This is a genomic window from Microbacterium sp. MMO-10 (assembly GCF_037148715.1).
Classification (GTDB): domain Bacteria; phylum Actinomycetota; class Actinomycetes; order Actinomycetales; family Microbacteriaceae; genus Microbacterium.
This window is the reverse complement of sequence record NZ_JBBCSV010000002.1, coordinates 606,141-630,138: the sequence shown is the minus strand read 5'-3', so window position 1 is coordinate 630,138 and position 23,998 is coordinate 606,141. Positions and strand designations below refer to the sequence as shown.

The 23,998-nt window shown below is 70.6% G+C and carries 22 protein-coding genes and 1 tRNA gene; 9 read left to right on the top strand and 14 right to left on the bottom strand.

Annotation, left to right across the window (positions count from 1 at the left end):
* The first annotated feature begins 120 nt into the window (after positions 1 to 120).
* Entirely contained in the window at positions 121 to 327 is a 207-nt protein-coding gene (locus WFJ17_RS07345) for a CsbD family protein (protein WP_292880409.1), read from the top strand.
* A gap of 91 nt (positions 328 to 418) precedes the next feature.
* Here WFJ17_RS07345 and WFJ17_RS07340 read toward each other — a convergent pair.
* The 3 genes from WFJ17_RS07340 to WFJ17_RS07330 form a co-directional block, all read right to left on the bottom strand.
* Positions 419 to 492, bottom strand: a tRNA-Ile gene (locus WFJ17_RS07340).
* Positions 493 to 537: 45 nt separating this feature from the next.
* Entirely contained in the window at positions 538 to 1,065 is a 528-nt protein-coding gene (locus tag WFJ17_RS07335; RefSeq protein ID WP_251439474.1) for a gamma carbonic anhydrase family protein, read from the bottom strand.
* 35 nt (positions 1,066 to 1,100) lie between these two features.
* A complete protein-coding gene (locus WFJ17_RS07330; protein ID WP_336648061.1) occupies positions 1,101 to 3,206 on the bottom strand; it encodes an acyltransferase family protein in 2,106 nt (701 codons plus the stop codon).
* A 205-nt stretch (positions 3,207 to 3,411) separates the two neighbouring features.
* On the opposite strand from WFJ17_RS07330, the gene WFJ17_RS07325 reads away from it, so the two are divergent.
* Positions 3,412 to 3,897 (top strand): Dps family protein, encoded by a 486-nt coding sequence (locus WFJ17_RS07325; RefSeq protein WP_336648060.1) that lies wholly within the window; start codon positions 3,412 to 3,414, stop codon positions 3,895 to 3,897.
* A gap of 36 nt (positions 3,898 to 3,933) precedes the next feature.
* On the opposite strand, the gene WFJ17_RS07320 is transcribed toward WFJ17_RS07325, so the two are convergent.
* The 7 genes from WFJ17_RS07320 to WFJ17_RS07290 form a co-directional block, all read right to left on the bottom strand.
* Positions 3,934 to 4,605 carry a response regulator transcription factor gene (locus WFJ17_RS07320; RefSeq protein WP_442927969.1) on the bottom strand — a complete coding sequence of 224 codons (672 nt, stop codon included), beginning with the start codon at positions 4,603 to 4,605 and terminating at the stop codon, positions 3,934 to 3,936.
* A 48-nt stretch (positions 4,606 to 4,653) separates the two neighbouring features.
* Entirely contained in the window at positions 4,654 to 6,018 is a 1,365-nt protein-coding gene (locus tag WFJ17_RS07315; RefSeq protein WP_251439467.1) for a sensor histidine kinase, read from the bottom strand.
* Between the two features lie 107 nt (positions 6,019 to 6,125).
* A complete protein-coding gene (locus WFJ17_RS07310) occupies positions 6,126 to 7,622 on the bottom strand; it encodes an amidohydrolase (protein WP_251439465.1) in 1,497 nt (498 codons plus the stop codon).
* A complete protein-coding gene (locus tag WFJ17_RS07305; protein WP_336648059.1) occupies positions 7,619 to 8,290 on the bottom strand; it encodes an FMN-binding negative transcriptional regulator in 672 nt (223 codons plus the stop codon). The genes WFJ17_RS07310 and WFJ17_RS07305 overlap by 4 nt, the downstream gene beginning before the upstream one ends.
* A gap of 47 nt (positions 8,291 to 8,337) precedes the next feature.
* Positions 8,338 to 9,339, bottom strand: coding sequence for an Fpg/Nei family DNA glycosylase (locus WFJ17_RS07300; protein WP_336648058.1), 1,002 nt, complete (start codon positions 9,337 to 9,339; stop codon positions 8,338 to 8,340).
* Positions 9,339 to 9,824, bottom strand: a complete 486-nt coding sequence (locus WFJ17_RS07295; protein WP_251439459.1) for a ribose-5-phosphate isomerase — start codon at positions 9,822 to 9,824, stop codon at positions 9,339 to 9,341. Before WFJ17_RS07295 ends, WFJ17_RS07300 begins: the two co-directional genes overlap by 1 nt.
* Positions 9,825 to 9,889: 65 nt before the next feature.
* The gene (locus WFJ17_RS07290) at positions 9,890 to 11,065 is read right to left on the bottom strand and encodes a ferrochelatase (RefSeq protein ID WP_251439456.1); all 1,176 of its coding nucleotides are present in this window, start codon (positions 11,063 to 11,065) and stop codon (positions 9,890 to 9,892) included.
* 193 nt (positions 11,066 to 11,258) lie between these two features.
* Between WFJ17_RS07290 and pepN the strand changes: the two genes are divergently transcribed.
* The 5 genes from pepN to WFJ17_RS07265 all read left to right on the top strand — a co-directional run bounded on the left by pepN (position 11,259) and on the right by WFJ17_RS07265 (position 17,776).
* The gene (gene pepN / locus WFJ17_RS07285) at positions 11,259 to 13,871 is read left to right on the top strand and encodes an aminopeptidase N (RefSeq protein WP_336648057.1); all 2,613 of its coding nucleotides are present in this window, start codon (positions 11,259 to 11,261) and stop codon (positions 13,869 to 13,871) included.
* Positions 13,872 to 14,009: 138 nt separating this feature from the next.
* The gene (locus WFJ17_RS07280; RefSeq protein WP_374208755.1) at positions 14,010 to 15,230 is read left to right on the top strand and encodes a mechanosensitive ion channel family protein; all 1,221 of its coding nucleotides are present in this window, start codon (positions 14,010 to 14,012) and stop codon (positions 15,228 to 15,230) included.
* On the top strand, positions 15,227 to 15,652 hold the full coding sequence (locus WFJ17_RS07275) for a globin (RefSeq protein ID WP_336648056.1): 426 nt from the start codon (positions 15,227 to 15,229) through the stop codon (positions 15,650 to 15,652). The genes WFJ17_RS07280 and WFJ17_RS07275 overlap by 4 nt, the downstream gene beginning before the upstream one ends.
* A gap of 37 nt (positions 15,653 to 15,689) precedes the next feature.
* Positions 15,690 to 17,360 carry an FAD-binding dehydrogenase gene (locus tag WFJ17_RS07270; RefSeq protein WP_251439451.1) on the top strand — a complete coding sequence of 557 codons (1,671 nt, stop codon included), beginning with the start codon at positions 15,690 to 15,692 and terminating at the stop codon, positions 17,358 to 17,360.
* Positions 17,361 to 17,488: 128 nt separating this feature from the next.
* The gene (locus WFJ17_RS07265; RefSeq protein WP_251439448.1) at positions 17,489 to 17,776 is read left to right on the top strand and encodes a helix-turn-helix transcriptional regulator; all 288 of its coding nucleotides are present in this window, start codon (positions 17,489 to 17,491) and stop codon (positions 17,774 to 17,776) included.
* A gap of 22 nt (positions 17,777 to 17,798) precedes the next feature.
* On the opposite strand, the gene WFJ17_RS07260 is transcribed toward WFJ17_RS07265, so the two are convergent.
* The gene (locus WFJ17_RS07260; protein WP_336648055.1) at positions 17,799 to 18,464 is read right to left on the bottom strand and encodes a hypothetical protein; all 666 of its coding nucleotides are present in this window, start codon (positions 18,462 to 18,464) and stop codon (positions 17,799 to 17,801) included.
* A gap of 61 nt (positions 18,465 to 18,525) precedes the next feature.
* Here WFJ17_RS07260 and WFJ17_RS07255 point away from each other — a divergent pair, with 61 nt between their 5' ends.
* Positions 18,526 to 19,410, top strand: coding sequence for an acyl-CoA thioesterase (locus WFJ17_RS07255; protein ID WP_295033852.1), 885 nt, complete (start codon positions 18,526 to 18,528; stop codon positions 19,408 to 19,410).
* Positions 19,411 to 19,425: 15 nt separating this feature from the next.
* Here WFJ17_RS07255 and WFJ17_RS07250 read toward each other — a convergent pair whose 3' ends face one another.
* The 3 genes from WFJ17_RS07250 to WFJ17_RS07240 form a co-directional block, all read right to left on the bottom strand.
* Positions 19,426 to 19,956: an acyl-CoA thioesterase gene (locus WFJ17_RS07250; RefSeq protein ID WP_374208754.1), complete on the bottom strand. Its 531-nt coding sequence runs from the start codon at positions 19,954 to 19,956 to the stop codon at positions 19,426 to 19,428.
* The gene (gene ettA, locus WFJ17_RS07245) at positions 19,949 to 21,628 is read right to left on the bottom strand and encodes an energy-dependent translational throttle protein EttA (RefSeq protein ID WP_251439442.1); all 1,680 of its coding nucleotides are present in this window, start codon (positions 21,626 to 21,628) and stop codon (positions 19,949 to 19,951) included. The genes WFJ17_RS07250 and ettA overlap by 8 nt, the downstream gene beginning before the upstream one ends.
* A gap of 104 nt (positions 21,629 to 21,732) precedes the next feature.
* Entirely contained in the window at positions 21,733 to 22,242 is a 510-nt protein-coding gene (locus WFJ17_RS07240) for a DUF6993 domain-containing protein (protein ID WP_336648054.1), read from the bottom strand.
* A gap of 159 nt (positions 22,243 to 22,401) precedes the next feature.
* Between WFJ17_RS07240 and WFJ17_RS07235 the strand changes: the two genes are divergently transcribed.
* A complete protein-coding gene (locus tag WFJ17_RS07235) occupies positions 22,402 to 23,997 on the top strand; it encodes an isocitrate lyase (protein WP_336628209.1) in 1,596 nt (531 codons plus the stop codon).
* Position 23,998 lies beyond the last annotated feature (1 nt).

Below are 23,998 nucleotides of genomic sequence, written 5' to 3'. Positions count from 1 at the left end.
CAACAAGGGTAAGCAGTACCGCCCCTTGTAGCGACCGGCCGACGCCTCGTCAACCCCGTCGACCGGCCGGTGGCCGCCTGCGAGTCTGTGCTCATCGACCCACAGGAGAGGAGCAGGCCCATGAGCGCTGCAGACCACATGAAGAACACCGCCGAGAAGCTGACGGGAAAGGCCAAGGAGGCGGCCGGCAAGGTCACCGACAACGAGAAGCTCGAGAACGAGGGCAAGCTGGACCAGGCCAAGGCCGACCTCAAGGAGGCCGGCGAGAACCTCAAGGACGACGCGAAGAGGGCCGGCGAGCACCTGAGGGACGCGACGGAGCACTGACGAGAAGAGCCGGGCTGCCCCGCCTCGATCCGGAGGGAATACGGCGGGGCAACCCGGCTCGGAGTCGCAGACTCCCGTCAGCATGTCGGCGTGGGGCGGGCGGGACTTGAACCCGCGATCGTTGGGTTATGAGCCCACTGCCTTCACCAGCTTGGCCACCGCCCCGCACAGTCGAGACTACCGGGCGACGGCGACGTCGTGCGCGCGGCGCTAGAGCGGACGCGCCTCGCGGTGCTGGGTCGAGTGCTCGCGGTAGATCCGCGCGTTCCGGCGCAGACCTTCCCGCTCCTCGGCAGTGAGCGCGCGGCGCACCTTGGCGGGAACGCCCGCCACCATCGACCCGTCCGGCACCTCCGTGCCGCCCAGCACGAGCGCGCCGCCCGCGATGAGACACTCGGATCCGATGATCGCACCGCTCAGCACCACGGCCCCCATGCCGATCAGCGATCCGTCCCCGATCGTGCAGCCGTGCACCACCGCGTTGTGCCCGATCGAGACGTCGTCGCCGATCAGGACGCCGTGCCCTGCGTCGACGTGCACCGAGACGTTGTCCTGCGCGTTGCTGCCCGCTCCGATCCTGATCTCCGCGGAGTCCGCGCGCAGCACCGCGTTGTACCAGACGCTCGAGCCCTCGCCGAGGGTCACCGCGCCGATGATCTTCGCCCCCGAGGCGAGGAACGCCGACGGGGCGATGACGGGGGTGCGATCGGGCAGGGACAGGATCGTGGCGTCGCTCATACCGCGACCCTATCCGTCCCGCCCGGGACCGGCCGTCAGCCGATCCCCATCGCCGCCTTCAACGCCGCCGTGTACTGCGGGGCGAGCGAGTTGGCGAACGTCACCGTGATGTGGTCCTGATCGCGGTAGATGTTCGCCCCGCCCACGACCGCCCGGCAGGTCTCGTCGTCGCAGAACACCTTCGTGAAGTCGAGGAGGGTGACGTCCTTCTGCCCCGCCGCAGCCTCGCGCAGCGGATCCTTCTCGGTCAGCAGGTCGGATCGCGCTCCGTCGCAGGCGCTCTGCGCCCGCGTGCGCAGGCACTTGTTCGGGTCGGTCTCCCACACCGGGTTGTCGACCACGGTGATCACCGGCGTGCCCTGGGACGTCTGCGTCGCCCACGCCTCCCGATAGCCGGCCACCGCGGCGTCGTAGGACGAGGCGTGCTCCCCCGCCGCATAGGGCGTGGTGGAGAGCGCCGCGGTGAAGATCGCGTCGAAGTGCTTGCCCTCGAGCTGCTTGGCCACGGCGGCCCGGTACTGCGTGCAGGCATCGCCGAAGGCGCCTCCGGTGGACAGCGGCGTGGTGTTCCACGGGCACGCGCCCTTGAAGTAGGTGGTGAGATGCCACCCCTCCTTCTCGGCGATGCCCTGGAACGTCGTCAGCAGCTGGTAGGCGTGGCTGTCTCCGATGAGTGCGATCTGCTTGGCCTTCGGATCCTTGGATCCGAACTCGCACGAGACCGGGCGGGCATCGTTGAGCTGCACGAAGCACTGCGACTGCTCGGGGCGATCCACGCCGGCGAATCCGGGCGCGGGCAGGATCTGGTCGGTCTTCGTCCCTGCGCAGGACTCGTCGAGGATCACCGCGGCGCCGAAGCAGGCCGGCGGGTTGGCCCGGAGGTCGGCGATCGCCTGCACCCCCTGCTGGTAGGTGCCCGCGTTCGCAGCCCACCCGGCGCCGGCCGTGCCCGCGACGATCACCATGGCGGCCAGCGATGCCCACAGCGAGAGCCGGGGCTTGCGGGAGGTCAGGGGCTTCCACATCCGCGTCGGATCCTCCACGAACTTCTTCGTGAGCCAGGCGAGCAGGAAGCAGATGCCGACGAGCGCCACGCGGTGATAGATCGAGAGGCCCCAGAACGGCACCGACGGCGCGATGATGATGAGCGGCCAGTGCCACAGATACAGGCTGTAGGAGATGTCGCCGGTGAAGCGCATCGGGCGGATCGCCAGGATGCGGGTCGGATACCACCAGCGCTCCGTGTTCGAGGCGGCGATGATCGCCGCCGCCGCGAGGGTCGGGATCGCGGCCATGTAGCCCGGGAACGGGGTCTGACCGTCGAAGCGGTAGATGACGACGAGCAATACGATGATGCCGCCCCAGCCCAGGATGAAGCTGCCGATCGCGTTGCTCACGCGCAGACGCGGCACGAGCGCGATCACCGCGCCCACACCGAACTGCCACATGCGCCCGAAGGTCACGAAGTACGCCGGTGCGGGATTCGTGGCCGTGAACCACACGCAGAACGCGAACGACGCCACCGAGACGACGCCGATCGCGATCGCGGCCGCACGCAGCCGCGAGCCGCGGAAGTACTTCACCGCGATCCATGCCGCGAGGAGCATGATCAGCGGCCAGAGCACGTAGAACTGCTCCTCCAGCGAGAGCGACCAGTAGTGCTGCACCATGGTCGGGTCGCCCGAGTGCGCGAGGTAGTCGGCGGAGTTCAGCGCCAGGAACCAGTTCTCCACGTAGAACGTCGAGGCGACGATCTCCTGCAGCTCGGCGGGGAGCTGGGACAGCGGCGAGAGCACGGGGATCGCCGCCACGATCGCGCAGAACAGCAGCACGAGCAGCGACGCGGGCAGCAGACGCCGTGCGCGCCGCGCCCAGAACTGGCCGAGGTTCACCCGGCCTGTGGCGTTCAGCTCGCGTGCCAGGTGCGCCGTGATGAGGAAGCCGGAGATCACGAAGAAGATGTCGACGCCGACGTACCCGCCGCTCAGCCGTCCCGGCCAGAAGTGATACAGAACGACGGCCAGCACCGCGATCGCGCGCAGCCCCTGCACATGGGGGATGAAGTTCGATCCGACCTTCTGCGCGGCGGACGTTCGGGTACGACGCAGGGCCGCACGAGAGGGGGTACCAGCTGATGCCACCTGACGAAGGTATCCCGGATCTGTCCGCACTCCCGTCCTCCACGCGGTGCGCACCGGGATCCACAGGAAAGGCTAGCCTTGCCGAATTGCCATGTGATCTGCGAGTTAGCGTTGCCTCAGCTTGCTTGCGGAACATTCTGAGCTGAGTAGCGTTGGGGTCAAGACATCAGCAGGCACGGATCCGAACGATCACCGAGGAGACATCATGAGCAACGCCGAGACCATCACCGCAACGTCCGTCGACCCGACCGTCGCCGCCGGCGCCGCGCAGTTCCTCACCCCGGTCGTGCTCGGTCTGCAGGCGCTCACCCTGAACGGCAAGCAGGCGCACTGGCACGTGCGCGGCGCGAACTTCGTCGGCGTGCACGAGCTGCTCGACGTGATCGTCGACCACGTCGGCGACTTCGCCGACACCGCCGCGGAGCGCATCGTCGCCCTGGGGCTGCCGATCGACGCCCGCGCCGCGGTCGTCGCCGAGAAGGCCGGGGCCACTCAGGTCCCCGCCGGCTTCACGCGCTCGGACGACCTCGTCCGCGCCGTGATCGCCGACATCGACGCGATCCTCGTGAACGTGAAGGCCGCCGTCGAGGGCCTCGACGAGATCGACCTCACCAGCCAGGACGTCGCGATCGAGATCCAGCGCGGTCTCGAGAAGGACCGCTGGTTCCTGGTCTCGCACGTCGCGGCCTGACGCACCACCGCACCTCGCGAACGACCCCCGCCCCGCTCAGGGACGGGGGTCGTTCTGCACATAGGCGAGCACCGCCAGCACGCGCCGGTGGGCGGTGCCGGAGTCCTCCAGTCCGAGCTTCGCGAAGATCGCCGAGATGTTCTTCTCCACGGCGCCCACGCCGATGCCCATCTGGCCGGCGATCGCCACGTTGCTGCGCCCCTCCGCCATCGACTCGAGGACCTCGCGCTCGCGCGGGGTGAGCGCACCGAGCGGATCCGGCCCCGTGCGCATGAGCTGCTGCACCACGCGCGGATCGAGCACCGTGCCCCCGCGGCCGACCTGGCGCACCGCCGCGGAGAGCTCCTCCAGCGACGTCACCCGGTCCTTCAGCAGGTATCCCACACCGCCCTCCCCCGCGCCGAGCAGCTCACGGGCGTAGACGCCCTCGACGTACTGGCTCAGCACCAGGACGCCTACCTCGGGCAGCGCCGCCCGCAGCGCGAGCGCCGCACGGATGCCCTCGTCGCGGAAGGTCGGCGGCATCCGCACGTCGAGGACGGCCACCTGCGCGCCGGCGTCGCGCGTGCGGGCGACCACGTCCTCGGCGTCGTCGAACGCGCCCGCCGTTTCGAACCCGGCCTCGGCGAACAGCCGCACCAGGCCCTCGCGCAGGAGGATCGAGTCCTCGAAGAGGATCACGCGCAGCGGAGTCTCCTGATCGGTCACGCCCTTCAGACTAGGGGGCGTCCGGGACGGCTCCGCCGCGCGCTCCCGCTACGCCGAGACCGGAACCTCGACCGTCACGATCGTGGGCCCTCCGACGGGGCTGTCGAGGTGCAGCGTCCCCCGCATGCCCTGCACCCGGCGCGCGAGCCCTTCCAGGCCTCCCCCGCTGCGCGGCTCGGCGCCGCCGTGCCCGTCGTCCTGCACCGTCAGGCGCACCTCGTCCCCGTCCCGCATCGCGGCGACCGCCGCGCTCCGGGCGCCGGCGTGCTTCGCCACGTTCGTGAGCAGCTCCGCGACCACGAAGTACAGGTTCCGCGCCGCCTCCGGACTCAGGGCCGGGGCGACGTCCGGGCCGACGGACGCGTGCACCGGGAGCGGGCTCGCCGCCGCCAGGGCCGCGATCGCCTCGGCGAGCCCGCGATCCTGGAGCAGCGGCGGGGCGACCCCGCCGGCCAGAGCCCTCAACTCGTCGAGTGCGGCCTGCGCGTGTCCGCGTGACTCCTGGGCGAGCGCGGCGACCGCCTCGGCGTCCCCGTCGGCCGCGCGGCGCTCGAGGGCCGCGAGATCCATCTGCAGGCGCACCAGGCGCTGCTGCGGACCGTCGTGCAGATCGCGCTCCAGCCGGCGCAGACCCTCATCCTCGGCGCGCGCCGCCGCGCCGAGCGAGGCGTCGAGGCCCACGACCTGGGCCGCGAGGTCGTCCGACTCCCAGCGACCCACCAGCGCAGCGGCCACGGAGCCGTGCAGGCGGACCAGCCCGCGCAGCACGAGGGGCAGGGTCGCGAGGAACACCAGCCCGACGACGAGGTAGAGCATCGACGCCCACCGGTGCGGATCCGGGTTCGGATCGATGCCGCCGAAGACGTGCTGCACGGCCCACGGCACCCAGACCTTCTCCGCGCTGCCGTTCTCCGTGAACGGCGACCAGAACCAGTACGTCGGCCCGCCGAGGGCGAGCACGATCCAGATCATCGCGAACGCGAATCCGACGATCGCGACGATCGGACGCACGAGCAGCGCCGACAGCAGCGCCATCCAGTAGTGCGCGTTGCGCAGCGGCTGCGTCAGCCGCGCCCATCGCCCGCCGGCGCGGGTCCCGCGTCGCCAGTCGGGGGCGGCGATCGGCGGGTGGTCGGTCATCCGCAGGAGCGCCCGCTCCGCTTCGGCGAAGCCTCTGGCGACGTAGAGCGAGCCGACCAGGATCGGCACGCCGATGACGAGCACGAGGGAGCCGATGCCGAGCCCGAACACGGACCAGGTCACCCCCATCGCCACGATCGCGAGGGGCAGCGAGAGCACCGCGAGGTACAGCGCATTGCCCGGTGCAGCGGCCCACGCCCGTCCGTAGCCTCGGCGAGGCGCGGCCGGTGGTGCGGTCGGGTGGGCGTCGAGCCGTCGGGTGACGGTGGTCATCGTGTTCTCCTGAGTCCGTGAGGGAAGGGCGCCGATCGGGCCCACCTCAACGATGCCGTTCTCCGATCCCGCCGGCCAGGGTGCGCACCGCCGGATCTGTCCGGGGGCTATCCCCCGTGCGTCACCCATCCGCCGACGACGGTCGCCGACACGGGCATCGAGCGCAGCGTCCGCGCGTCCGCCGTGGAGGGATCGGCGCCGAGCAGCACGAGATCGGCGTCGGCACCGGGCTGCACCGCCGCCCCCGTTCCGGTCCCGCGATGCGCGCTCGCGGCGAGGGCGGTCTCGACGTCGATGCGCTCCTCGGGGTGCCACGCGGCCCGCTCGTCGTCGGTGCGGAACACCGCCGCGGCGATCGCCTGCCACGGGTCCAGCGGCGCCACCGGGGCGTCGGAGCCGAACCGCAGGCTCGCACCCGCGCGATCCAGTGATGCCAGCGGATACGGGATCGCCGTCTGCGCCGACCACAGCACGTCGGCGGCGTCCCGGTCGTCCAGCGCGTGCTGCGGCTGCACGCTCGCGGCGACGCCCAGGCGTGCGAACCGCGCGAGGTCGCCGTGCCGGACGAGCTGAGCGTGCTCGATCGTCCCCTGCGCGCCGGTCGCGGCGAAGGCGTCGAGCGCGGCCGTGACCGCGACGTCCCCGATCGCGTGCAGCGCGATCTCGAGGCCGGATCCGGTCGCGCGCATCAGCAGGTCGTGGAGCTCGGCGGGCGGCACGGTGAGCACCCCGTGGTTGTGCGGATCGTCGGCGTAGCCGTGACTGCACGCCGCGGTGCGGGTGCCGAGGGAACCGTCCGAGATGATCTTCAGGGGGCCGACCTGGACCAGTCCGCACGGGTCTTCGGCCAGGGCGTCCCCGGTGCTCAGCCCCTCGGCGATCGCACGATCGAGGTCATGCGGATAGACCGCGAACTCGACGCGATGCGTGTCGAAGCCCCGGGCGACGCGCCGGGCCCACGCCTCGGCGTTCCAGGCCATGTCGAAATCGACGATCCCCACGATCCCGCGCGCGGCGGCACGCCGCGCCGCAGCGGCCACGGCGGCGTCCGCGACGGCGGGGTCCGCGGCGTTCAGCCGACGGGAGATCTCGAAGGCGTCCTCCTCGCGCAGGACGCCGTCGAGGGGCGCCGCGAAGCCCTCGCGCCGGAACGCCGCGGAGTTGAGCCAGACGCTGTGCACGTCGGCGTTGATGAGGTAGGTGGGGACGTCGCCGCTTCCCTCGTCGAGCAGCGCGAGGCTCGGGCGGTCGGTCCAGCGCACATCCCGGAATCCCGAGCCGACTCGGCGTCCGTCCGGCAGCAGCGGAGCACGCGCCATGGCCGCGGCGGCCTCGACGGCGCTGGTCGTCGCCGACAGGTCTTCACGCTGCGCCGCGAGCGCCCACTGCACCGTGTGCACATGGTGGTCCCACAGGCCCGGCGCGAGCCAGGCGCCGTCGCCCTCCAGCACCGGCCCGCGCAGCGGGAGCGCCCCGGTCGGCGCCACGTCGGCGATCCTGCCATCCTCGAGGATCACGTCCACCGGCCCGTCAACCGCCAGCAGTCGCCGTCCGGCGCCGGTGATGCGCACACCGCGGATCGCGGCGATGCTGCCTCCGCTCATCGCTCCGCCGCCGGTGCTGCCGTCGCCGCATCGCGTGCGGCGAGCCGCGCGTCGTGCGCCCGGCGCATCTCGGCCGCGAGGCGCGGCTCGGCGTAGACGCCGTCTCCGGAGAGCTCGAGGATCACGTTCTCGATCACCTCGTCCGGCTTGTTCTGGCTGAGCTTGCGCTTGGCGGCGACGCGGGTCGGCGTCAGCCGGAAGCCGATGGTGCCGGCCTCGAGCCGGCGCAGGAACGCCGCGTCGTTCGGCGGGGCCCACATGCCGCGGGGATCCGCCAGCCGGCTTTCGAAGTGATCGACGAGGTGGTCCAGCACGCGCAGGTTCTCCTCGGCGTCCAGCAGTTCCGGCGTACCCGAGAGGTGCACGGCGACGTAGTTCCACGTCGGCACCGCGGCGACGTCGCCGTACCAGCCGGGCGAGATGTAGCCGTGCGGGCCCTGGAAGACGACCAGGAGCTCCTGGGCTCCCAGCCCGAGGACGATGTCGTCCGGACGTCCGACGTGCCCGACGACGGTGAGGTCGTCACGGTCAGGGTCCAGCAGCACCGCGTAGTGCGACGCCGTCATGCCGTTCTCGTCCCGGCCCACCAGCGTCGCCCAGGGATTCGCCGCGATGATCCGCCGCAACTCGGCGACATCGGTCATGGCGAAGCTCGGGTTCTGACGCATGGGACCAGCCTAGGGTCGCCCGCGCTCCGACGGCCCCGGCGACGTCGTCACGCCTGGCAGCGGGGGCACCAGTACAGCTTGCGGGCGCCGATCTCCTCGAGCACGATGTCCGTGCCGCACACCCGGCACGGCAGGCCGGTGCGGTGGTACACCCAGTGCCTGTCGTCCCGGTGGGCCATCGCGGCCCGGTACTGATCGGGCGTGAGGTCGTCCATGGTCATCATCTGGCCGGTCTCGACGCCGATCGTGAGCAGGCGCACCCAGTCGCGCCAGAGCGCGCGCACGGTCTCCTCCGGCACGTCCCGCCCCAGGGTGTGCGGGTTGAGCCGCGCCCGGAAGAGCAGCTCGGCGCGGTACACGTTCCCGATCCCGCTGACGACGGCCTGGTCCATGAGCAGGAGCGCGATCGGCACGCCCCGGCGCCGCACCGCGGCCACGAAGCGCTCCTCGCCCTCGTCCACGTCGCCCACGAGCGGATCCGGTCCGAGCTTCGCGACCGTCGCGAGCATCTCGTCGGGGGTCTGCAGGACGCAGGCCGTCGGCCCGCGCAGATCCGCGCAGGTCGAATTCGTCAGAAGGCGCAGCCGCACCTGCCCGACGACGGGCGGCGGCCACTCCGCGCCCTCGTCCGACAGCCCCTTCGTGGCTTCGGACATGCGCACGTGCACCCGGGTCTTCCGCGGAGCGCCGATGGACGCCAGGGAGTTCTCGCCGTCGTCGTCCAGGATCGGCGTCTCGTCGAGATCGGTGCCGCGCTGGTTCGTCTGCCCCATGCGCCCGTTCGCCGAGGCGATGGTCGGATCCACGAGGATCTCTCCGGAGAAGTCCCAGGCGCCGTAGAGCCCGAGGTGTACGCGCAGCCAGAGATCGCCCTCGGTCTCGAGGAACATCTGCTTGCCGACCGCCTGCACGCTCTCCACCACGCGACCGTCGAGCAGCGCCGCCCCCTCCGCGAATCGTCCCTGCGGACTCGACGCGGACACGGCCTTGCCGACGAAGTTGCGGGCGAACTGCCGCGCGATCCGGTGGACGGAATGGCCCTCGGGCATCAGGCGCGCGGATCCGGGAGCAGCGAGCCGTCGCGCTCGAAGTCGGCGATCTGCGCGATCCGGCGCACGTGGCGCTCCTCGCCCGAGAACGGCGTGGCGATGAAGCGGTCGATGAAGCCGGCCACCTCCTCGAAGGTGTGCTGGCGCGCCCCGATCGCGATGACGTTGGCGTCGTTGTGCTCCCGGGCGAGCTCGGCGGTCGCGATGCTCCACACCAGGGCGGCGCGGATCCCCTCGACCTTGTTGGCCGCGATCTGCTCGCCGTTGCCCGATCCGCCGAAGACGACGCCGAGCGCATCGACGCCGGCGCGCTGGTCGGCGATGGTCGCCTGAGCCGCGCGGATGCAGAACGCCGGGTAGTCGTCCAGGGCGTCGTACTCGACGGGGCCGTGATCCACGACCTCGTGCCCGGCCTCGGCGAGGTGGTGCTGCAGCTGGGTGGAGAACTCGAGGCCGGCGTGATCGGTGGCGATGTGGATGCGCATGCCCCAATCCTACGGAGCGCCGTCTGCGCAGCGGGGCGGCGTGACGGCGCTCCCCCGCGGGCGGCTCAGGGCGCGATGCCGGCGGCGGCCGGCTTGAACCCTGCGCGGATGTTCTCGCAGCAGCCGGGGCGGCACACGTCGAACGCCGGACCGAGCGCGGTGACGTGCGCGCGGTCCGCGACCGGGCGGCCCTCGAGACGCTCCAGGACGAGGTCCACGATCCCCGCGACGAAGGAGTCCGAGACTCCGGGCGTCGGCGTGCGCACGAAAGCGAGCCCTGCCTCGGCGGCCGCGTCCTTCGCCTCGGTGTCGAGATCCCAGAGCACCTCCATGTGGTCGCTCACGAAGCCCAGCGGCACCACGGCGACCGCGGTGCGCCCGCGCGCGGGCAGCTCCTCGATGACGTCGCAGATGTCGGGCTCGAGCCACGGCTGCGAGGCGGGGCCCGAACGCGACTGATACACGAGCTCCCACGGCACGTCGGCGGCGGACGGCACGAGTTCGGCGACACGGCTCATGACCCAGGCTGCAACGGCCTCGTGCTGCGCGGCGTAGGCGCCGCCCGCGCCCCAGTCCACATCGCGAGGGCCGGAGCGCAGCGCGTCGTCCGTCGGCACGCTGTGGGTGGTGAACAGGACCTGGATCGCGGCCGGGTCCGCACCGTCGGCGGTGAACGACTCGATGGCGTCCCGCACGCCCTCCACGAAGGACGTCACGAACCCGGGGTGGTCGTAGAACGGGCGGATCTTGTCGATCGTCACGGTCTCGCCGAGACCGGTCTCCTCGAGCACCCGGGCGAAGTCCTCGCGGTACTGACGGCAGCTGGAGAACGAGCTGTAGGCGCTCGTCGCGAAGGCCAGCAGCGTCGTGTCGCCGTTGCCGGACGCCTCGCTCACCGCGTCGGAGAGGTAGGGCGCCCAGTTGCGGTTGCCCCAGTACACCGGCAGGTCGATGCCGCGGCGTGCGAGCTCCGCCTCCAGCGCGGCCTTGAGGGCGCGGTTCTGCGCGTTGATCGGGCTCACCCCGCCGAAGTGCCGGTAGTGGTGCGCGACCTCCTCCAGGCGCTCATCCGGGATCCCTCGGCCGCGGGTGACGTTGCGCAGGAACGGGATCACGTCGTCCTGCCCCTCGGGTCCGCCGAATCCTGCGAGCAGGATCCCGTCGTAGGCGACGGGGGTCTCGACGAACTCGGGCCCGCTCGCGGCAGGCGCGGAGGCGAAGGGGACGGTTGCTGCGGTCACGTTTCGAGCACTCACCCTCCCATCTTCTCCTGAAGTTCCTTTGCCGCCGCCGAGCGCCCTCACCGCGACTCCTTTCGCCGCGGTTACCCGGGAAACCGTGCGAGACGCGCTCTGGCGTAGGCTGGGAGGGTTGCCGCCGGCGCCAGCAGCGCGGATCTTGCGGCCGAAACCCTCACCCCTGGGAGTCTGAGCAGTGCCTGGAGAGAACCTCACCCGCATCGAGGCGCAGGAGCGCCGCGCGATCGTCGACACCGAGTCCTACGAGATCGCGCTCGACCTGACCAAGGGTACGGAGGTGTTCGGATCCCGCAGCGTGGTGCGCTTCACCGCGACCGAGGGGTCCTCGACCTTCATCGACCTGATCGCGCGCGAGGTGCGCGAGATCACCCTGAACGGGGAACAGATCGATCCGACGGGCGCCTTCGCCGATTCCCGGATCGCCCTGGACGGCCTCGCGGCCGAGAACGTGCTCGTGGTCGACGCCGACTGCGAGTACACGAACACCGGTGAGGGCCTGCACCGCTTCGTGGATCCCGTCGACGGCGAGGTCTACCTGTACTCGCAGTTCGAGGTGCCCGACTCCCGTCGCGTCTTCGCCGTGTTCGAGCAGCCCGACCTCAAGGCGACGTTCCAGTTCACGATCACCGCACCCGCCGCGTGGAAGGTCGTCTCGAACTCCCCCACCCCCGAGCCGATCCACCACGACGCGTCCAACGGAACCGGATCCGAGCAGGCCGGCGCGGTCGCCACCTGGGGCTTCGAGCCCACGCCGCGCATCTCCTCGTACATCACGGCGATCATCGCCGGCCCCTACGAGGCGACGTTCTCCGAGCTGACCAGCGCCTCCGGCGCCGTGATCCCGCTCGGCGTCTACGGGCGCAAGAGCCTGTGGGAGCACCTCGACGCCGACTACATCTTCGACAAGACCCGCGAGGGCTTCGCCTACTACGAGGAGAAGTTCGGCGTCCCGTACCCCTTCGCGAAGTACGACCAGCTCTTCGTGCCGGAGTTCAACGCCGGCGCCATGGAGAACGCGGGCGCGGTGACCTTCACCGAGACCTACGTGTTCCGCAGCAAGGTGACCGACGCCGTCAAGGAGCGCCGCGTCGTCACGATCCTGCACGAGCTCGCCCACATGTGGTTCGGCGACCTCGTCACCATGAAGTGGTGGAACGACCTGTGGCTGAACGAGTCGTTCGCCGAGTGGGCGTCGACCATCGCCACGGCCGAGGCCACCGAGTGGACCGAGGCCTGGACGACCTTCAACGCGATGGAGAAGACCTGGGCCTACCGCCAGGATCAGCTCCCCTCCACGCACCCCGTCGTCGCCGAGATCAACGACCTCGACGACGTGCAGGTGAACTTCGACGGCATCACCTACGCCAAGGGCGGATCCGTCCTCAAGCAGCTCGCCTCCTGGGTGGGCATCGAGGCGTTCTTCGCCGGTGTCTCCGAGTACTTCAAGAAGCACTCGTGGCAGAACACCGAGCTCAGCGACCTGCTCGTCGAGCTGGAGAAGACCAGCGGCCGCGACCTCACGGTCTGGTCGAAGAAGTGGCTGGAGACCGCCGGCGTCAACACGCTCGCGCCGGTCATCGCCGAGGCCGGAGACGGGTCCATCTCCCGCTTCGCCGTCACCCAGACCGCCCCCGCCGACTATCCGACGATCCGCCCGCACCGCCTGGGCATCGGCTTCTACAACCTCGACGCCTCGGGAGCCCTCGTGCGCACCCACCACGTGGAGGTGGACGTCGACGGCGACCGCACCGAGATCCCCGAGCTGCAGGGCCTGAAGCGTCCCGACCTGGTGCTGCTCAACGACGAGGACCTCGCCTACGCGAAGATCCGCCTCGACGAGCGCTCCCTGGCGACCGCCGTCGCGCACCTCGCCGACATCAGCGACCCGCTGGCCCGCTCGCTCGTGTGGGGCGCGGCCTGGGACCAGACCCGCGACGCCGAGAGCGCGGCGAGCGACTACATCGACCTCGTGCTCGGCAACATCGGCCGCGAGACCGAGTCGACCACGGTGCGCACCACCCTCGGCCAGCTGCAGACCGCCGCCGCGCTGTACGTCACGCCGGAGCACCGCGACGCCGCCCGCACGCGCGTCGCGGACGGCCTGTGGGCGCTCGCCCAGGGCGCCGAGGCCGGCTCGGACAGCCAGCTGCAGTTCGTCACGGCCTTCGCGAACTCGCTCACCACGGCCGAGCACGCCGACGTCGTCCGTCGCCTGCGCGACGGCGCGCTGACGCTCGACGGGCTCACGATCGACACCGACCTCTCCTGGCAGCTGCTCGTCGGCCTCGCCACGGTGGGGGCCGTCGACGGCGCCGCGATCGACGCGGCGCTGGAGAGCGACAACACCGCCAAGGGCGGGGAGTTCGCCGCCCAGGCCCGCGCGGCGCTGCCCACGCCCGAGGACAAGCAGGCCGCCTGGGCGTCCCTCGTCGACCACGACGACCTGTCCAACACGATCGTCCGCTCCGCGGCGCTCGGCTTCACGCACCCGGGCGGGGTCGCGCTGCTCGAGCCGTTCGTCCCGCAGTACTTCGACGCCCTGCTCCCGATCTGGGAGGGCCGCACGTTCCAGGTCGCCAACTACCTGATCGTCGGCCTGTACCCGAAGGCGCTCGCGAACGTCGCCCTGCGCGACGCGACCCGCGCCTGGCTCTCCGCCCACCAGGACGCCGCTCCTGCGCTGCGTCGCCTCGTGTTCGAGAACCTCGCCGATGTCGAGCGCGCCCTGGCCGCCCAGGCTCGCGATGCGGAGGCCGCCGAGGCCGTGACGGCCGACGCACAGGCCTGACGCACCGCCTCGAAGGGCCGGAGGGAGTTCGCTCTCCCCCGGCCCTTCGTCGTCTCCGGGCCACCCGGCGCCCGGATCACCGGGAAGCGCCGTCGCCGTTCAGAACCCGCCAAGGGCGCGGTCATAGGATCGGGAGCGATGAACATCGTCCCCCTCGCGAATCAGGCAGAGAAGGCCGCCGACACCTGGACCCAGGTCCTCACCGTCCTCGGCGACATCGGCATGAAGGCGCTGTGGAGCGTCGTGACGATCGTCGTATGCGCGATGATCGCCTACGCCCTCCGCTTCGTCATCCGGCGCGTCGTGCGGAGGATCGTCGCCGGCGCCAAGTCCAAGGCCGAGGTGACGGACACGAGGGCGCTCGAGCGATCCCCGCTCGCCGACATGCGGCTCGTGCAGCGCACGAGAACGCTCGGCACGATCCTGCAGAACATCGTCAACGTCATCCTCGTGGTGGTCGCCGTCGTCCTGATCGTGAACATCATCGAACCCACCCTGCTGGGATCCCTCACGCTGCTCACCGCCGCGGTCGGCGCGGGTCTCGGCTTCGGGGCCCAGAACATCGTCAAGGACGTGCTGAACGGCATGTTCCTCGTCGCCGAGGACCAGGTCGGCATCGGCGACGTCGTGGATCTGGGCCTCGCCTCCGGCGTCGTGGAGTACGTGAGCGTGCGCATCACGCAGGTGCGCGATGCGAACGGCACGCTCTGGTACGTGCGCAACGGCGAGATCACCCGGATCGGCAACATGTCCCAGGGCTGGGCGCGCGCGATCATCGACCTCGGGGTGCCGGCCGATGCGGACGTCCCCGCCGTCGAGGAGGCGCTGCTCACCACCGCGCAGGGACTCGCGAAGGACCCGAAGTGGCGCACCCGCATCATCGAGAAGCCCGAGATCTGGGGACTCGAGTCGATCGACGGCGACGCGCTCGTCATCAGGGTGGTCATGAAGACGCGCACGAACGCGATGGACGACGTCGCCCAGGAGCTGCGGATGCGCCTGCGCGACACCGTGCTCGGAATGGACCTGACCGTGCCGAGCATGGCGACCGTCCAGCTCGCCGGCCCCGAAGGCGCCCGGCGGGTCCACGGGGCGAACCCGCCGCGCACCCGCCCCAACCCGGTGGCGACGCCGTCGGTGCCCGAGCGCGGATTCTGGCGCAAGAAGAAGACCGCCGGGGAGAAACCGGCCACGGTCACCCCGCCGCCGCGCACCAAGCCGGCACCCACGGGCTCCTCTGCGCCGAAGAAGACGGAGAAGCCGAAGACTCCACCCTCCGCGCCGCAGAGCCTTCCCCTGCCACCGCTTCCCGATCCGCAGAGCCCGCAGGATCCCCAGAACCCGGGAGACGAACGATGACCGAGCCGGTGTCCTTCTACGACGAGATCGGCGGCCACGCGACGTTCCAGCGCCTCGTCGAGGTGTTCTATCGCGAGGTGGCGCTCGATCCGGTACTGAAGCCGATGTACCCGGAGGAGGATCTCGGTCCTGCCGCAGACCGTCTCCGGATGTTCCTGGAGCAGTACTGGGGCGGCCCCACGACCTACGGCGAGCAGCGCGATCACCCTAGGCTGCGGATGCGGCACATGCCGTTCCACGTCGATCCCGACGCCCGCGACCGCTGGCTGCGATGCATGCGCGCGGCGGTGGACGACGCCCGGCTCCCGCCGATCCAGGAGGCGACGCTGTGGGACTACCTCGAACGCGCCGCGCATGCCATGGTGAACACGTTCGAACCGTCCGGGATCGGCCCGGACGCCGGAGGCCGGCCGACGCTCTAGCGCCGTCCGCCTCACCTGAGAGATCGACGGAGACCTCATGACGGCGAAGACCAGCATCCACTCCACCGACGTCCTGATCATCGGCTGGGGACTGTCCGGGCTCGTCGCGGCGGCCGAGGCCACCGCGACGGGCCGACGCGTGATCGTCGTGGATCAGGAGCCGCGCACGAACCTCGGCGGGCAGGCCTGGTGGTCCTTCGGCGGGCTGTTCCTCGTGGACTCCCCCGAGCAGCGCCGCATGGGGATCACGGACTCCTACGAGCTGGCGCGGCAGGACTGGTTCGGCAATGCCGGCTTCGATCGGCCGGAGGATGCCTGGCCGCGGCGCTGGGCGGAGGCGTACCTGCAGTTCGCGAGCGGCGAGAAGCGCGCCTGGCTCCGCGAGCGCGGGGTGGGCTTCTTCCCGGTCGTCGGCTGGGCCGAGCGCGGCGGGTACGGAGCTCTGGGACCCGGCAACTCGGTGCCCCGCTTCCACATCACCTGGGGCACCGGACCGGGCATCGTGGCCCCCTTCCAGGCGGCCCTGGAGCAGGCGGAGCGGACCGGGCATCTGACGGTGCTCCCCCGGCACCGCGTGACCGCGCTCACCATGCAGGACGGCGCGGTGACCGGAGCGCAGGGCGAGATCCTCGGTTCCTCCGCCGCGGGGCGTGGCGAGCCGAGCGCGCGCGACGCGGTCGGCATGTTCGAGATCACCGCGGCGGCCACGATCGTGACGTCGGGCGGCATCGGCGGCAACCACGACCTGGTGCGCGCCGCATGGCCGGCCCGCCTCGGCACACCGCCGGCCGACATGCTGACCGGGGTGCCCGCCTATGTCGACGGCTCCATGCAGACGGTGTCCGCGGCGGCGGGCGCTCGTCTCATCAATGGCGACCGGATGTGGCACTACGTGGAGGGGATCCGCAACTGGGATCCGGTGTGGCCCGGCCACGGCATCCGCATCCTGCCCGGCCCCTCGTCGCTGTGGCTCGATGCGACCGGACGTCGCCTGCCCGTCCCGCTCTATCCCGGCTTCGACACCCTCGGCACGCTCGCCCACCTGCGCGGCACCGGTCACGACCACTCCTGGTTCGTCACGACCCGGCAGATCGTCGAGAAGGAGTTCGCGCTGTCCGGCAGCGAGCAGAACCCGGACCTCACCGGCAAGGACGTGCCGCTGCTCGTGCGCTCGCGGCTCGCGAAAGGACCGACCGACCCGGTGCAGGCGTTCCTCGACCGAGGCGACGACTTCGTCGTCGAGACGGATCTCGACCGCCTCGTCGCACGCATGCAGGAGCTCCCCGGCGGCGAGGCCCTGGATCCGGAGCGCGTGCGGGAGGAGGTCGTGGCGCGCGATCGCGAGATCGGCAACGACTTCACGAAGGACGCGCAGATCGCGATGCTGCGTTCCGCCCGGGCCTATCGGGGCGACCGCTTGATCCGCACCGCGAGTCCGCACCGGCTGCAGGATCCGTCTGCCGGACCTCTCATCGCGGTCCGGCTCCGCGTGATCACCCGCAAGTCCCTCGGCGGCATCGAGACGGACCTGGAGGCGCGTGCGCTGGATGCCGAGGGCACCGTGATCCCCGGGCTGTTCGCCGCGGGCGAGGCGAGCGGCTTCGGAGGAGGCGGAGTGCACGGGTATCGCGCGCTGGAGGGGACGTTCCTCGGCGGCTGCCTGTTCTCCGGCCGCGCCGCGGGACGCGCGGCGGCACAGGCCGTCTGACCGCACCGGGAGCCGTCCCGGGAACCGCCGCCGTGCGGACGGGCGGTCACCATCCCGATACAGAGAGTTGTACTGAAAGTACAGTTCTCTGTGCTGACTCGATGCGCCCGCACCGATCGACTTGAGATGTGCCCTTCACGCCGCCCGAGCCCGATCTGGATCAGCTCCGCGTGGCGTTCAACAAGGCCCGTCACGCGTCGAGCCTCACCTTCGATCAGCTCGCAGAGCGCTCGGGCGTCAGCAGGCAGACGCTGATCAACCTCTCGCAGGGACGGCACTACGGCGACCTCAAGACGTGGCTCAAGCTCGCCGCGGCGTTCGGGATGCCGCTCGATGACCTCGTGGCCGTCGTGTGGGAGCGCGAGAGATCCCACGGATCGGCGCCCGCGGACCCCGCCCGGCGCGCACGCGGCTGAGTCGGATCCGCCTCGGGCGGACTCAGCCTGCGGAGCCCGTCGCCCGCACGGCCGTCAGCCCCACCGCGGCGGGACCCCGGCTGAGCACATGCCCGCGGGAGAACGCGAGCCGCGTCCACCGGCCGGAGGTCATGACCGGCACCTGTTCGGCGCCCGAGATGAAGCCGAACGCGTGCGCGGCGAACGCGACCCCCCGGGGCAGGCCGAGGAGATCCTCGTCGGGCTCGCCCCAGATCGCGGCCCGCAGCGAACGGACGGCGTCCTCCCCCGCGCCGGCCGGAGATCCGTGCGCGACCGCCGAGATCCCCCACTGCGCGCGCTGCGCGATGACGTCGGCGCCGAGCGCCCCTGCGGACGCCCATCCGCCGCGCGGCGGCGCGATGCCGGCCCAGGCGGGGCTGAGCCCGTTGTCGGGCAGGGCGAGCGAGCGCGGATCGTCCGTGGCGGTGAGCTCATCGATCACGATGTCGCAGCGCAGCTCCGGGTCGGCGTGCACGATGCGCATCGCGAGGATCGTCGGGGTGGCGTCGAACAGCGTCTGCGGCGCGAGCGCGGCCGCGGTCATCGCCAGGACGCCGCCGTCGGCTTGCAGCCGCACGCCCTCGTCGCCGGCCCGCGCGGCACGGGAGACGAAGGTGAGCGCGTCGCGCGCGGTGTCGGCGTCGGCGAGGATCAGGGGCGTGGGCACGCCCTCTAAACTATCAATCGGCGTGCGGCTCCCCGCCCGCCTTCCCGGCGGAGAGGATCCCATGGCTTCGGATGAGGACGCCCGGCGATCGGTCGACATGCTGCTCGGGATCCTGGATCTCGGCGCCACGGACGCCCGCACCACGGAGGACATCTTCACCGGCGCCTCGCACCCGATGCCGACCGGTCGCATCTACGGCGGCCAGGTGCTCGGACAGTCGATCATCGCCGCCGAGCGGACCATGCCGGACGGGCGCATCCCGCACTCGATGCACGGCTATTTCCTGCGCGCCGGCGACGCCTCGCAGGGGCTCACCTACGCCGTCGACCGGATCCACGACGGCCGCTCCTTCTCGACCAGACGATCGCAGGCCTACCAGAACGGCGTGCCGATCTTCTCGATGATCGCCTCTTTCCAGGACGAGAACCCAGGGATCGAGCACGCAGAGCCGATGCCCGACGGCATCCCCGCCCCGGAGGACCTGCGCCCCGACGAGGAGCTCTCCGACGGGATCCACCCGCTCTCGCAGCGCATGCTGGCGGAGCGTCCGGTCGACATGCGGCACGTCGAGGGGCCGCTGTTCCGCGACGCCGGCGCGGAGCACATCGCCCGGCAGGCGGTGTGGATGCGGCTGCGCGCCCCGTTCCCCGACGATCCCGCGCTGCACCGCGCCGCCCTGGCGTACCTGAGCGACATGTCGATCCAGGAGTCGATCCTGCGCGCCCACGGGCTCAGCTGGGCGACTCCGGGGCTCAAGGTCGCGAGCCTCGACCATGCGATGTGGTGGCACCGTCCCGGACGGGTCGACGACTGGCTCCTCTACGTGCAGGATTCGCCCAACGCGCGCGGCGGACGAGGTCTCGCCCGCGGCCGCATCTACACCCGAGACGGCGACCTGGTGGCGAGCGTCGCGCAGGAGATCACGATCCGGGTGCCCGCGTCCTGAGACGCCGCGATCCGCTCAGCGGTGCGCGTAGACGATCGGAGCACCGACGTACGGCGCCCAGGCGCCGCGCATCTCCTGGCTGATCCTGACGGGCCGCCCGGTCTCCGCGCTCACGAGCACGATGACCGCCGTCGAGCGCGCGTAGAGCACGCGCTCGTCGAACGAGGCGTCGTTGAACACCTCGTAGCAGACCTCGACGCTGGAGCCGCCGATCTTGCCGAACCACATCTGCACCTCGAGCGGGTGCCGCTGATACGGCACCGGAGCGAAGTACTCGATCTCCTGCCGTGCCACGAGCGTCAGCGCGCCGGCATCGAGTCCGGAGTCGAGCACGGCGGTGCTGGGGCCGTGCTCCCCCTCGCCCGGGCGCCAGAACGCGCGCACCCGCGCCTCCTCGAGCAGCTTCAGCATCGAGGTGTTGTTGACGTGGTTGAACGCGTCCAGGTCGCCCCAGCGCAGCTGGATCGGGATGTGCAGGCGCTGCCCGGCAGCGACCCCGAGGGGGGCCGCCGCCGCGGGCGCACCGGCGTCGCCGGTCTCAGTCACGCGTCAGCCTGCGGTGCGTGGAGCGGTGGGGGTTGGCCGCGTCGGCACCGAGGCGCTCGATCTTGTTCGCCTCGTAGGACTCGAAGTTGCCCTCGAACCAGTACCACTGGTCGGGGTTCTCGTCCGTGCCCTCGTACGCCAGGATGTGCGTGGCGATGCGGTCGAGGAACCACCGGTCGTGCGTGATCACCACGGCGCAGCCGGGGAACTCCAGCAGTGCGTTCTCCAGGGAGCCCAAGGTCTCGACGTCGAGGTCGTTGGTGGGCTCATCGAGGAGCAGCAGGTTGCCACCCTCCTTGAGCGTGAGGGCCAGGTTGAGACGGTTGCGCTCGCCTCCGGACAGGACACCGGCCTTCTTCTGCTGGTCCGGGCCCTTGAAGCCGAACTTCGAGACATAGGCCCGGGACGGGATCTCGGTCTTGCCGACCATCATGATGTCGAGGCCGTCCGAGACGACCTCCCACAGGGTCTTATCGGGGTCGATGTTCGCGCGCGACTGGTCGACGTAGCTGATCTTGACGGTCTCGCCGACCTTGAGGTCGCCCCCGTCCAGCGGCTCCAGGCCCACGATCGTCTTGAAGAGCGTGGTCTTTCCGACGCCGTTCGGGCCGATCACGCCGACGATGCCGTTGGGCGGCAGGCTGAAGCTCAGGCCGTCGATGAGCGAGCGATCGCCGAAGCCCTTCTTCAGCTTCTTCGCCTCGATCACGACGTTGCCGAGACGCGGACCCGCGGGGATCTGGATCTCCTCGAAGTCGAGCTTCCTGGTGCGCTCGGCCTCCGCCGCCATCTCCTCGTACCGGGCCAGACGCGCCTTCGACTTGGTCTGACGCCCCTTCGCGCTCGAACGCACCCACTCCAGCTCGTCCTTGAGGCGCTTGGCGAGCTTCGCGTCCTTCTTGCCCTGGATGTCGAGGCGCTCGGCCTTCTTCTCCAGATAGGTGGAGTAGTTGCCCTCGTAGCCGATCAGGCGGCCGCGGTCGACCTCGGCGATCCACTCCGCCATGTTGTCGAGGAAGTACCGGTCGTGGGTGATCGCGATCACCGCGCCCTTGTAGGCCTGCAGGTGCTTCTCGAGCCACAGCACGCTCTCGGCGTCGAGGTGGTTGGTGGGCTCGTCGAGCAGCAGCAGATCCGGCTTCTGCAGCAGCAGCTTCGCCAGGGCCACGCGACGCTTCTCGCCTCCGGAGAGCTTGGTGACCGGCTCGTCCCCCGGCGGGGTGCGCAGCGCGTCCATGGCCTGCTCGAGCTGGGAGTCGAGATCCCAGCCGTCGGCCGCGTCGATCTCCTCCTGCAGCACGCCCATCTCGGCGAGCAGGGTGTCGAAGTCCGCATCCGGGTCGGCCATCTGCGCCGAGATCTCGTTGAACCGGTCGACCTTGGCCTTGATCGCCACACCCTCCTGGATGTTCTCCAGGACGGTCTTGGTCTCGTCGAGCTCGGGCTCCTGCATCAGGATGCCCACGCTGAAGCCGGGGCTGAGCTTGGCCTCGCCGTTGGACGGGGTGTCGAGCCCCGCCATGATCTTGAGGATGGTGGACTTTCCGGCACCGTTCGGACCGACCATGCCGATCTTCGCTCCGGGCAGGAACGCCATCGTGACGTCGTCGAGGATGAGCTTGTCGCCGACCGCCTTGCGGGCGCGGACCATGGAGTAGATGTATTCGGCCACGAGGGCACTCCTTCTGTCGTGATGACGATCGTGGGGACCGGGCGGACGGCGGCGGGCCTGGAGGCTCAGGACCTCGGGATCGACACTCCAGCCTACCGGGGCGGCTACGGCCCGACGGGCGCGGTCTTGCCGACGAGGCAGGCGCCGCCGTCGAGTTGCGGCAGCACCGCCGTGACCGGATCCCCGGTGGACGGCCCGACCTGACCCACCAGGCACGACGCATCACCCCAGCGCACCGAGAACTGGATGCTCTCGGCGGGGTTGTCCACGGTCGAGCGGTCCTCGGTCACCTGCATCGCACCGCGGTCGAAGCCGGCTGCCGCGAGCGCGTCGATGTACGCCCGGCCCGACTCGCGCTGCTCCGAGCCCCAGACGCGTTCGGTCACGGCGCGGAACAGCGGGAGGTTCTCATCCGCCGTACCTCCGGGCACGAGCTGGGGAGCCGGTGCGGCGGTCGTCGGCGCCGAAGCCCCGCCCGTGCCGGACGGCCCGCTCGACGCGGAAGGGCGCGCCGACCCCGCCGGGGCGCATGCGGCGAGGGCGAGCGCCAGAAGCAGTGCGCCCGCCGTCACGAGGGGCGCCTGCGCGGCGGCGGTCGATCGGCCTCTGAACACGCATCGAGTCTACGGGGACGGGAATCCGTTCCTGATTACAGAATTTTGTGGAATCTTCTCCCGTCTTTTGGACGGAAGGACCGATCGATGTTGGGCATGGTGGAACCAAACCGCAGGGCACCCGCTCCCGGCGGCCCGCCAGCACACGGAGGAAACATCATGACCGCGTTCCAGAACGACGAGACCGCCATCGAGGCGCTCAAGAAGCAGCACGGATCCAGCTGGGATGCGATCAACCCGGAGTACGTCGCACGGATGCGGGCGCAGAACCGCTTCAAGACAGGCCTGGAGATCGCGCAGTACACGGCGGACATCATGCGCCGCGACATGAGCGAGTACGACGAGGACTCCTCGGTCTACACCCAGTCGCTCGGCGTGTGGCACGGCTTCATCGGCCAGCAGAAGCTCATCTCGATCAAGAAGCACCTCAAGAGCACCAACAAGCGCTACCTCTACCTCTCCGGGTGGATGGTCGCCGCACTCCGATCCGAGTTCGGCCCGCTCCCCGACCAGTCGATGCACGAGAAGACCTCGGTCCCCGCGCTCATCGAGGAGCTCTACACGTTCCTCCGCCAGGCGGACGCCCGCGAGCTCGACCTGCTGTTCACGAAACTGGACGACGCACGGGCCGCCGGCGACGAGACCGCCGTCGAGTTCATCCAGTCGCAGATCGACAACTACGAGACGCACGTCGTCCCGATCATCGCCGACATCGACGCCGGCTTCGGCAACCCCGAGGCGACCTACCTGCTCGCGAAGAAGATGATCGAGGCGGGCGCCTGCGCGATCCAGATCGAGAACCAGGTGTCGGACGAGAAGCAGTGCGGTCACCAGGACGGCAAGGTCACCGTTCCGCACGAGGACTTCCTCGCCAAGATCAACGCGGTCCGCTACGCCTTCCTCGAGCTCGGCATCGACAACGGCGTGATCGTCGCCAGGACGGATTCCCTCGGTGCAGGGCTCACGCAGAAGCTCGCGGTGTCCTCCTCCCCCGGCGACCTGGGCGACCAGTACAACGCCTTCCTCGACGTCGAGGAGATCGGCGAGGCCGACCTGAGCGACGGGGACGTCGTGATCCGCCGCGAGGGCCGGCTGCTCCGCCCGAAGCGGCTGGCGAGCAATCTGTACCAGTTCCGCCCCGGCACCGGTGAGGACCGTTGCGTGCTCGACTGCATCACCTCGCTGCAGAACGGCGCCGACCTGCTCTGGATCGAGACCGAGAAGCCGCACGTAGAGCAGATCGCCGGCATGGTCGACCGGATCCGCGAGGTGATCCCGAACGCCAAGCTCGTCTACAACAACAGCCCGTCGTTCAACTGGACCCTCAACTTCCGCCAGCAGGCCTTCGACCAGCTCGCCGCACAGGGCGAGGACGTCTCGGCCTACGATCGCGGGAACCTCATGAGCGTCGACTACGACGACACCGAGCTGGCCCGTCTCGCCGACGAGCGGATCCGCACGTTCCAGCGCGACGGCTCGGCGCGCGCCGGGATCTTCCACCACCTCATCACCCTGCCGACGTACCACACGGCCGCGCTGTCGACGGACAGCCTGGCCAAGGGGTACTTCGGCGACGAGGGCATGCTGACCTACGTCCGCGATGTGCAGCGCCGCGAGATCCGCGAGGGCATCGCGACGGTCAAGCACCAGAACATGGCCGGCAGCGACCTCGGCGACAACCACAAGGAGTACTTCGCCGGAGCCGCGGCGCTGAAGGCCGGCGGCAAGGACAACACGATGAACCAGTTCAGCTGAC